Annotated in this window: 8 protein-coding genes; 2 read left to right on the top strand and 6 right to left on the bottom strand. The window is 65.8% G+C overall.

The features are described 5' to 3' along the window. Positions 1-127 precede the first annotated feature (127 nt). The 6 genes from fabV to queA form a co-directional block, all read right to left on the bottom strand. Positions 128-1387, bottom strand: a complete 1260-nt coding sequence (fabV, locus tag V9K93_RS00655; protein WP_295380941.1) for an enoyl-ACP reductase FabV — start codon at positions 1385-1387, stop codon at positions 128-130. 685 nt (positions 1388-2072) lie between these two features. Then, entirely contained in the window at positions 2073-3053 is a 981-nt protein-coding gene (gene secF / locus V9K93_RS00650) for a protein translocase subunit SecF (protein WP_136639954.1), read from the bottom strand. Positions 3054-3068: 15 nt separating this feature from the next. Beyond that, entirely contained in the window at positions 3069-4925 is a 1857-nt protein-coding gene (gene secD, locus V9K93_RS00645; protein ID WP_046983659.1) for a protein translocase subunit SecD, read from the bottom strand. Positions 4926-4986: 61 nt separating this feature from the next. Beyond that, complete coding sequence (yajC, locus tag V9K93_RS00640; protein ID WP_012510769.1) at positions 4987-5331, bottom strand: preprotein translocase subunit YajC; 345 nt, start codon at positions 5329-5331, stop codon at positions 4987-4989. Between the two features lie 134 nt (positions 5332-5465). Then, positions 5466-6596, bottom strand: a complete 1131-nt coding sequence (gene tgt, locus V9K93_RS00635) for a tRNA guanosine(34) transglycosylase Tgt (RefSeq protein ID WP_337301944.1) — start codon at positions 6594-6596, stop codon at positions 5466-5468. Positions 6597-6722: 126 nt separating this feature from the next. Further along, the gene (gene queA, locus V9K93_RS00630) at positions 6723-7790 is read right to left on the bottom strand and encodes a tRNA preQ1(34) S-adenosylmethionine ribosyltransferase-isomerase QueA (protein ID WP_337301943.1); all 1068 of its coding nucleotides are present in this window, start codon (positions 7788-7790) and stop codon (positions 6723-6725) included. Between the two features lie 210 nt (positions 7791-8000). Between queA and V9K93_RS00625 the strand changes: the two genes are divergently transcribed. Together V9K93_RS00625 and V9K93_RS00620 are read left to right on the top strand one after the other, a co-directional pair. Then, complete coding sequence (locus V9K93_RS00625) at positions 8001-9497, top strand: aminotransferase class III-fold pyridoxal phosphate-dependent enzyme (RefSeq protein ID WP_136639956.1); 1497 nt, start codon at positions 8001-8003, stop codon at positions 9495-9497. A gap of 190 nt (positions 9498-9687) precedes the next feature. Next, positions 9688-10281 carry an LOG family protein gene (locus tag V9K93_RS00620; protein WP_012510766.1) on the top strand — a complete coding sequence of 198 codons (594 nt, stop codon included), beginning with the start codon at positions 9688-9690 and terminating at the stop codon, positions 10279-10281. Positions 10282-10286: the final 5 nt, after the last annotated feature.

The raw sequence follows: 10286 nt of genomic DNA, 5'->3' as shown, positions 1-10286 counted from the left end.
GGGGTGGTGTGTGTGTGCCCGTGGGGGCGGCCCGCCGCCGGCCCGCCCCCCCCCGCCCGGGGGGGGCCCCCCCCCCCCCCCGGCACTACCAAAAGAGAAGGCCGGCTTTCGCCGGCCTTTTGCTTGATCAGGTCAGATCGACCAGGTTGTCGATCTTCACGTCGGGGTTGACGTCGGCCTCGTAGTCGACTCCCTCCACGCCAAAGCCGAACAGGCGCAGGAAGTCGGCCTTGTAGCCGGCCAGGTCGCTGATCTCGTACAGGTTCTCGTTGGTCACCTGCGGCCACAGCGCGACAACCTTGCCCTGCACGTCCGCCGCCATTTCCTTGTAGTCCGCACGCAGGCGGCCTTCTTCGTCGATGAGCGCGACCTTGTTGCCGTCACCATCAACCAGGTCGTGGCGCAGGCGATCGACCGCCACGCCATCGGCGCTGGCACCGTAGAGGATGTCGTAGAGCACATCGAGCTGTTCGATGCAGCCTTCGTGGGTACCCTTTTCCTTCATCACCTTGAACAGCAGCGACAGGTACAGCGGCATGGTCGGAATGGCCGAGCTGGCCTGGGTGACTACCGCCTTGAGCACTGACACGCGGGCGTCGCCACCGATCTTGGCCAACTTCTCGCGCAGGCTCAGCACCTTGGTGTCCAGGTCTTTCTTGGCCGCGCCGATCGAACCGTTCCAGTAAATGGCCTGGGTGATCTCTTCACCCACGTAGGTGAAGGCAGTGGTGGTGCAGCCGTTGGCCAGCACGCCGGCATCGGCCAGCGCGTCGATCCACATCTGCCAGTCCTCACCGCCCATCACCGCGACCGTGCCGGCGATTTCCTCGGCCGTGGCCGGCTGCAGGTGGGTCTCGGTCAGCACTTCCTTGTCGGTGTCCAGCCCGCGCAGGGTGATCGGCTCGCCGATCGGCTTCAGCGTCGAGCTGATGATTTCACCGGTCTTCGGGTGCTTGCGACGCGGCGCGGCCAGGCTGTAGACCACCTGATCCACTTGGCCGAGATCGGCCTTGATCATCTCGATGGTCCTGGCCTTCACTTCATCGGAGAAGGCATCGCCGTTGATGCTCTTGGCGTACAGGCCGGCTTCGTCGGCGTACTTGTGGAACGCGGCGGAGTTGTACCAGCCCGCAGTGCCCGGCTTGCTCTCGGTGCCAGGGCGCTCGAAGAAGATGCCCAGGGTCGCCGCGCCGCTGCCGAACGCCGCGGTGATGCGCGCAGCCAAGCCGTAGCCGGTAGAGGCACCGATCACCAGCACGCGCTTGGGGCCGTTCTGGATCGGCGGGCGCGCACGGATGTAGTCGATCTGCTGCTTGACGGCGGCCTCGCAGCCGGTCGGGTGGGTGGTGACGCAGATGAAGCCGCGGACGCGCGGTTTGATGACCATGGATACCTCGGGTTGGCAGATGCGGCGCGCGGGGCGCTCAGCAGGAATACGGGCGCGCGCCTGCGCGCGCGAACCGCAGGATCGTAGTGCGCGGGGGAAGATTGCACAACCGACGCTGGCGTAGGGTGGTGGTGTTTTGCAGGGTTGCACCCTGCACCTGCAGAGACCGGAGCAACGTCAAAAGCTGGGTTCCTGTGAGATGGCGGGGTGGGTCCGGTGGAGGGGGACGCCGTGAACCCGTCCATGGGGGCTTGGTCGCGGCATCCATGCCGCTCACACCCCCTCCACCGGACCCACCCCGCCTTCGACAGTCTTCCGCGATCTGTCGGAACAGCTCTTGGGGGCAGATCCGTTTTCCGAAGGAAAACGGATCTGCCCCCATTTGTTTGTATCGATATCTGACAGATGTGCCGACCAACGGTCGGCACCCACCAACAGCCGCGTGAACCTGTCGAAGGCGGGGCACTGTGGGTTTGCGGGGTGTGAGCCGCATGGATGCGGCGACCAAGCCCCCATGGATGGGTTTACGGCGTCCCCGCAAACTCACAGTGCCCCGCCATCCCACGGAATGCCGCTTCGCTTTGGATTTGGCTGTTGCTGTTGCTTCGGCAGGTGCAGGGCGCCGCCCTGCCAACAAAAAACCCCGCTTGCGCGGGGTTCTCTGTGTGCTGCATGCAGTAGGTGCCTACGGGCGACGGGCCAATGCCTCGACGTCCTTCGCCTTCGGCAGCAGGTCCTGCTTGCTCACGCGCAGGAAACCGATCGTCAGCATCGGCACCGCCACCAGGATCGAGGACAGCACGACGATCACCGCGCCGATCATGTGCGTCTCAGCCAGGCCTTCCATCGAGCTGCCGCCGTACATGTACAGGGCAAGCGCTGACAGGAAGAACATCACAGCCGTGATCACCGTACGCGACAGCGTCTGGTTGATCGAACGGTTCAGCACTTCCATCGAGTCCACGCGCAGGCTGCGGAAGTTCTCGCGGACGCGGTCGAAGACCACGATGATGTCGTTGATCGCAAAGCCCATCACCGACAGCAGGCCGGCCAGCACGGTCAGGTCGAACTCACGGCCCAGCAGGGACACATAAGCCACCGTCACGATCAGGTCGAACATCGCCACGATGCTGGCGGTGACCGCGAACTTCCATTCGAAGCGCACCGCGATGTAGATCAGGAAGCCGGCCAGCATGAAGATGGTGGCGTACAGGCCATTCATCGCCAGGTCCTTGCCGATCTGCGGACCCACGAACTCATTGCGCAGCACCGTAGCCTGGTTGTCAGCGGTGGACAGCGCCTTCACTACGGCCGCGGCGGTGGCCTTGTCCTCGTGCGCGGCATCGCCGGTGCCCGGGGCGTGCTCACCGTGCGGGGCCAGGCGGATCAGCAGATCGGTGTTGCCACCAACACTCTGTACCTGGGCGCCGTCGAAGCCACTCTCTTCGAGCTTGGTACGGACCTGCTCGACGTCCACCGCCTTGTCGAAGCGGGCTTCGATCAGGGTGCCGCCGGTGAAGTCCAGGGCGTAGTTGAAGCCCTTGAAGCCGATGATGGCGATCGAGGCCAGGAACACGATGATCGTGACGACCATCGCGACATGGCGCCAGCGCATGAAGTCGATCTTGGTGTCGTTCGGGAGGATGTGCAGCGGAAACAGTTTCATGTGCGTGTCGTCCCGTCAGATGGCCACGTTCTGGAGCTTCTTGCGGCGGCCGTAGATCAGCGTCGCCAGTGCACGCGACACGGTGATCGCGGTGAACATGGAGGCGAAAATACCGATGATCATGGTCAGCGCGAAGCCCTTCAGCGGACCGGTACCGAATGCGAACAGCGCCACACCGACGATCAGGCCGGTCAGGTTGGCGTCGAGGATGGTGCCCGAAGCACGTTCGTAACCGGTCACGATCGCGGTCTTGCCCGGCACGCCGGCACGCAGTTCTTCACGGATACGTTCGTTGATCAGCACGTTGGCGTCGACCGACAGGCCGACCGACAACGCCAGGCCGGCGAAGCCCGGCAGGGTCATGGTCGCACCGAAGAGCGACATCACCGCGACCACGATCAGCAGGTTGAACAGCATCGCGATCGAGGTGATCACACCGAACATGCGGTAGTAGACGCTGAAGAACACCAGGGTGAACAGGAATGCGAACACGACCGCGCGCATACCGTTCTTGACGTTCTCGGCGCCCAGGCTCGGGCCGACCACGCGCTCTTCGACGAAGTCCATCGGCGCCGCCAGGGAGCCGGACTTCAGCAGCTTGGCCAGGTCCTCGGCTTCCTTCTTCTGCAGGCCGGTGGTCTGGAAGTTCTTGCCGAACACGCCGTTGATGTTGGCCACCGAGATCACTTCCTCGTTGACCTTGAAGCCACGCACTTCCTGGCCGTCAACGACGGTCACGGTCGGCACGCGCTCGGTATAGACCACCGCCATCGGCTTGTTCACGTTGGCACTGGTGAAGTCGAACATGCGCTGGCCGCCGACGTTGTTCAGCGTCACGCTGACTGCCGGGGAGCCACTGTTCGAATCAGTCACCGCCTGCGCGCCGACCATCTGGTCACCGGTGACGATCACGCGCTTGTTCAGCAGGATCGGGCCGCGGCCATCACGCTGCTGGTAGACCTTCGCCTCCGGCGGGATGCGGCCGGCGGTGATGGCGTCCTGCGCGTTGCCCTCGACCACCGCACGGTATTCCAGGGTGGCGGTGGCGCCGATCATGCGCTTGGCTTCGGCGGTGTCCTGCACGCCCGGCAGCTGAACGACCACGCGGTCGGCACCCTGGCGCTGGATGATCGGCTCGGCCACGCCGAGCTGGTTCACACGGTTGCGCAGGGTGTTGATGTTCTGCTCGATGGCGCCGTTGGCGATCTGGGTGATCTCGGTTTCCGGCACGGTCACCGTAATGCGGTTGCCACTGATGTCATAGCCGAGGGTCGGCTGCGCCTTGACCAGGGCGGCACGGGCGCGCTGCGCGGCATCGTCACCGGCGGACGGGCTCAGGTTGGCCACGATGCTGTTGTCAGCGCGGCGTTCCACCGACTGGTACGGGATGCGCGCATCACGCAGGGTGCTGCGCACGTCTTCGGTGTAGGCATCCAGGCGCTTGTCCAGGGCGGCCTTCTGGTCGACCTGCAGCACGAAGTGCACGCCACCCTGAAGGTCCAGGCCCAGCACCATCGGGCGACCACCGAGGTTGGCCAGCCAGTCCGGCACGGTCGAGGCCAGGTTCAGGGCCACGGTGTAGTTCTCACCGACGGTGTCACGCAGGGCGTCGCTGGCAGCGGACTGCGCCTTCAGGTCCGGCAGGCGGACGATCAGGCTCTCCCCTTCCTTCTCGGCACCAACGGCGTCCACGCCGGCCTTCTTCAGGTCGGCCAGCACACGGTCACGCAGCGCATCGTCGATCTGCCCGCCACGGTTGGCGGTGATCTGGATGGCCGGGTCCTTCTGGTAGATGTTGGGCAGCGCGTACAGCGCGCTGAGCGCCAGTACGATCAGGATGACGACGTACTTCCAGCGTGGAAATTCGAGCATTGCTTGGGTCCCGCGCGGCGCCATCCCCGGCGCCGCGGTTGTGCTTCGGAAAGGGAGTGGCTTACTTGGCCGAATCCAGGGTGCCGGTCGGCAGCACGCTGCCAACAGCGCCCTTCTGCACGCGGATGCGCACGTTCTCGGCCACTTCGATGGTGACGAAGTTGTCGCCGATGTCGGTGACCTTGCCGGCGATGCCGCCGTTGGTCAGCACTTCGTCGCCACGCTTGATCTTCTCCAGCATGGACTTGTGCTCCTTCTGCCGCTTCATCTGCGGGCGGATCATCAGGAAGTACATGATGGCGATCAGGATGACCGGGAACAGCAGCGTGGTCAGGCCCATGCCCTGCGGTTGGCCGCCGGCGGCCTGGGCGTGGGCGGCGGGAATCAGGAAGGCAAGCAGGTTCATCGTTGGTCCTTTGGTTGGGCGGCGCTTCGGCCCTTTCACGGGCACGAGGTGTCGACCGCGGATCTGGGTCAGCCTTGAAGTATGCCACGGCCCCGGGCATTCGTCCTTGGGCCGTTTGGCAGGGGGTGTTCGGGTTACAGGGGCGGCGCGACCGCCCCGCGTGCCGTGTAGAAAGACTCACGGAAGGCCAGGAAGGTTCCCGCCTCGATCGCCGCGCGGATGTCGGCCATGAGCTTTTCGTAATAGAACAGGTTATGCAGGGTGCCCAGCATCGGCGCCAGCATCTCGTTGCAGCGGTCCAGGTGGCGCAGGTAGGACCGGGTGTAGCCGCCGGTGCAGGCCACGCAGCCGCAGCCCGGCTCGATCGGGTCCATGTCGCGCGCGTACTGGGAATTACGGATGCGAACGGTGCCGAACGAGGTGAAATAGTGGCCGTTGCGCGCGTTGCGGGTGGGCATCACGCAGTCGAACATGTCCACGCCACGTGCGACACCCTCGACCAGGTCCTCCGGCCGGCCCACGCCCATCAGGTAGCGCGGGCGGTCAGTGGGCAGTTCCGGGTCCAGGTGGTCGAGCATGGCGTTGCGCTCGTCTTCGGGCTCGCCCACGGCCAGGCCGCCGATGGCATAGCCGTCGAAGCCGATCGCCTGCAGGGCATCGGCCGAGCGGCTGCGCAGGTCGGTGTGCACGCCGCCCTGGACGATGCCGAACAGGGCCGCGTCGTTGCCGAGCTCGTCATGCGCGTTGCGGCTGCGCTGGGCCCAGCGCAGGCTCAGTTCCATGGAACGGCGGGCAACGTCTTCGGTGGCCGGGTACGGGGTGCACTCGTCGAAGATCATCACCACGTCCGAATCGAGCACCTTCTGGATCTTCATGCTCTCTTCCGGGCCCAGGAACACCCGGGCACCGTCGGTTGGCGAGGCGAAGGTCACGCCCTGCTCGGTGATCTTGCGGCGGTGGGCCAGCGAGAACACCTGGAAGCCGCCGGAGTCGGTCAGGATCGGGCCATCCCAGCGGCAGAAGCCATGCAGGCCGCCGTGGTCGGCGATGATGTCCAGGCCCGGCCGCAGGTACAGGTGGAAGGTATTGCCGAGGATGATCTCGGCACCCAACGCACGCACCTGGTCCGGCAGGATGCCCTTGACCGAGCCATAGGTACCCACCGGCATGAAGGCCGGCGTTTCCACCGTGCCACGCGGGAAGGTCAGGCGGCCACGGCGGGCACGGCCGTCGCGGGTCTGGAGCTGGAACTGCAATCGGGACATGGAGCGGTCATTCGGGCAAATAGTCGCCTATTGTCCCCCAAACGCGGCACCTACAGGTAGCGCCGGGCCACGTCCGGCGGCTCTTGGGCAGCACGGCGTGCTCGCCGGGCATGGCCCGGCGCTACCCTACCCCGCCTGCGGGAACAGCAGCATGGCGTCGCCGTAGCTGAAGAAGCGGTAGCGCTGCGCGATCGCGTGCTGGTAGGCCTCGAACACGCGCTCCTTGCCGGCGAACGCGGAAATCATCATCAGCAGCGTGCTTTCCGGCAGATGGAAGTTGGTCACCATCGCGTCGACGCTGCGGATGCGGTAGCCCGGGGTGATGAAGATCTGCGTTTCACCAGCAAACGGCAGCAGTTCGCCATCGCGCATCGCGCTTTCCAGCGCGCGCACCACGGTGGTACCGACGCCGATCACCCGGCCGCCGGCGGCGCGCGTGCGCCGTACCTGCTGCACCAGCTCGGCACCCACGTTCAGCCACTCGCGGTGCATCACGTGGTCCTTCAGGTCATCGGCACGCACCGGCTGGAAGGTGCCCGCACCCACGTGCAGGGTGACGTGGCCAAAGTCCACGCCCTTGTCCTTCAGCGCGGCCAGCAGCGGTTCGTCGAAATGCAGGCCGGCTGTCGGCGCCGCCACCGCGCCCACTTCGCGCGCGAACACGGTCTGGTAGCGCTCACGGTCGTCCATGCCCGGCTCGCGCTGGATATACGGCGGCAGCGGCAGGCGGCCGGCATGCAGCAGCCACTGCTCCAGCGATTCCGGCACATGGAACTGCAGCACATAGAACTCGCCGTCGCGGCCCAGCACCTCGGCTTCGCCACCGGCATCCAGCGCGATGCGGCTGCCGGCCTTGGGCGACTTGCTGGCGCCCACCTGGGCACGTGCCTGCTGGCCGCCGAGCAGGCGCTCGATCAGGATCTCGACGCGGCCACCGCTGGCCTTCTGCCCGAACAGGCGCGCCGGTATCACCCGGGTGTCGTTGAACACCAACAGATCGCCCGGCTGCAGCAGCGACGGCAGGTCTCGCACCTGCAGATCGGTGAAGGCGGCGGGGGCTTGCGGCACCAGCAGCAGGCGGCTTGCGGAACGTTCGGCCAAGGGCGCCTGCGCGATCAGTTCAGCCGGCAGGTCGTAGTTGAAATCGGACTTCTTCAAGGCAGTGGGCGGCAACAGGTCGACAATGGCGCGCATTGTACGTCCAGCGTCTGCGAGCCGGCGCGCTTCGCGGGGAACGTCGCGCAAAATGCTGCTATGCAGCAGGTTTCTGCGGGGTTATCGCGCAAAAAAACAAGTGCTAGCATCGAGTTGGAAGTCCGCTGCACGAGCCTGCCCCAAGCGCGCGTGATGACGCGCGTTTTGCTTTTGAAGACCCGTGCGACCCATTGTTTCAGGAGATCTGCAATGAGCTTCATCGAACGTCTCGCCCCCCTGCGCAACCAGCCCGGCACCCGCCTCACCTCCGGCCTGGACGATGCCACCCTGAAGGCCCTGTCCGCCAACCACCCGCAGCTGATCGCCGCGGTGGACGCCGCCGCCGAGGAATTCGCGCGCGTGCAGGCCGACCTGGGGCCGCTGCTGGCGCAGGACGAACAGGCGCAGATCGACGCGATGCAGGACGGCTTCGTCAATTTCTATGCCGATGATGCGGTGACTCCGTACGTGGCACTGGCCGCACGCGGCCCCTGGGTGGTCACCCTGAAGGGCGCGGTGCTGTACGACGCCGGCGGCTACGGCATGCTCGGCTTCGGGCACACCCCGGATGCCGTGCTGGAGGCGATGGCGCGCCCGCAGGTGATGGCCAACATCATGACCCCCAGCCTGTCCCAGCAGCGCTTCATCACCGCGCTGCGCGCCGAGATCGGCCACCGTCGTGGCGGCTGCCCGTTCACCCGTTTCATGTGCCTGAATTCCGGCTCTGAAGCGGTCGGCCTGGCCGCTCGCATCGCCGACGTCAATGCCAAGCTGCAGACCGACCCGGGTGCCCGCCACGCCGGCGCCGCGATCAAGCGCGTGGTGGTCAAGGGCAGCTTCCATGGCCGTACCGACCGCCCTGCCCTGTATTCCGATTCCAGCCGCAAGAGCTACATGCAGCACCTGGCCAGCTACCGCGGCGAGGACTCGGTGATTACCGTGGCGCCGTACGATGAGGCCGGCCTGCGCAAGGTGTTCGAGGATGCCGCGCGCAACCAGTGGTTCATCGAGGCGGTGTTCCTGGAGCCGGTGATGGGCGAAGGCGACCCGGGCCGTTCGGTGCCGCCGTCGTTCTATGCGGTGGCCCGCGAACTGACCCGTGCCCATGGCAGCCTGTTGCTGCTGGACTCGATCCAGGCCGGCCTGCGCGCGCATGGCGTGCTGTCGGTGGTCGATTACCCGGGCTTCGAAGGCCTCGATCCGCCGGACATGGAAACCTATTCCAAGGCGCTCAACGCCGCGCAGTACCCGCTGTCGGTGCTGGCCGTGACCGAGCATGCCGCGCAGCTGTACCGCAAGGGCATTTACGGCAACACCATGACCAGCAACCCACGTGCGCTGGACGTGGCCTGCGCCACCCTGGCCCAGCTGACCCCGCAGGTACGCGCCAACATCGCCGAGCGCGGTGCCGAGGCGGTGCGCAAGCTGGAGCAGCTCAAGGGCGAACTGGGCGGCCTGATCACCAAGGTGCAGGGCACCGGCCTGCTGTTCTCCTGCGAGCTGGCCCCGCAGTTCAAGTGCTACGGCGCCAATTCCACCGAGGAATGGCTGCGCCAGCACGGCATCAACGTGATCCACGGTGGCGAGAACTCGCTGCGCTTCACTCCGCACTTCGGCATGGACAGCGAGGAGCTGGACCTGCTGGTGGGCCTGGTCGGCCGCGCCCTGCGTGAAGGCCCGCGCCGCGAGCAGGCCGCCGCGGCGTAAGCCCCGTTCTTTGTAGAGTCGAGCTTGCTCGACTCTACCGTTGCCGCGATCTGAACGAAGAACAGCCGAGCGCGGCTCGGCTCTACAGACGGCAACCGCGAAGGTCCATAATCCATAGACACCCCGTCCCTGACCGCTCTGCGGTCGGCGATGGGGCGTTTTCGTTTCCGGCCAAGAGACAGGAAGATCCATGAAATCGATCTGTGTGTACTGTGGTTCCAACGCTGGCAGCAAGCCGGCCTATACCGAACGCGCCCTTGCCCTGGGCGACCGCATCGCCCGCGATGGCATGCGCCTGGTGTACGGCGGCGGCAACGTCGGCCTGATGGGAACCGTGGCCAATGCCGTGCTCGCTGCCGGCGGCGAAGTGACCGGCGTGATTCCGCGCCAGCTGGCCGACTGGGAAGTGGCACATCGCGGCCTGACCGAACTGGAAATCGTTGGTTCGATGCATGAGCGCAAATCGCGCATGTTCGACCTGGCCGATGGCTTCGTCACCCTGCCGGGCGGCTTCGGCACCATGGAAGAAATCTTCGAGATGCTGACCTGGCGCCAGCTGGGCATCGGCAACAAGCCGTGCGCGTTCCTCGACGTGGAAGGCTTCTACGCGCCGCTGATCGGCATGATCGATCGCATGGTGGAAGAGCGCTTCCTGCACCCGGACCAGCGCCAGGACCTGTGGTACGGCTCGGACATCGAAGAAATGCTGGCGTGGATGAAGAACTACCAGCCGGCCCAGGCCTCGAAGTGGATCGACGAAAAGCGTCGCGCCGCCCTGCGCTGAGGCTT

The sequence above is a fragment of the Stenotrophomonas sp. CCNWLW162 genome, from assembly GCF_037203745.1.
In the GTDB taxonomy this organism is placed as follows: Bacteria; Pseudomonadota; Gammaproteobacteria; order Xanthomonadales; family Xanthomonadaceae; genus Stenotrophomonas; species Stenotrophomonas maltophilia_AQ.
Note: the sequence above shows the minus strand (reverse complement) of the source record. Positions and strands in the feature narration are given on the sequence as shown.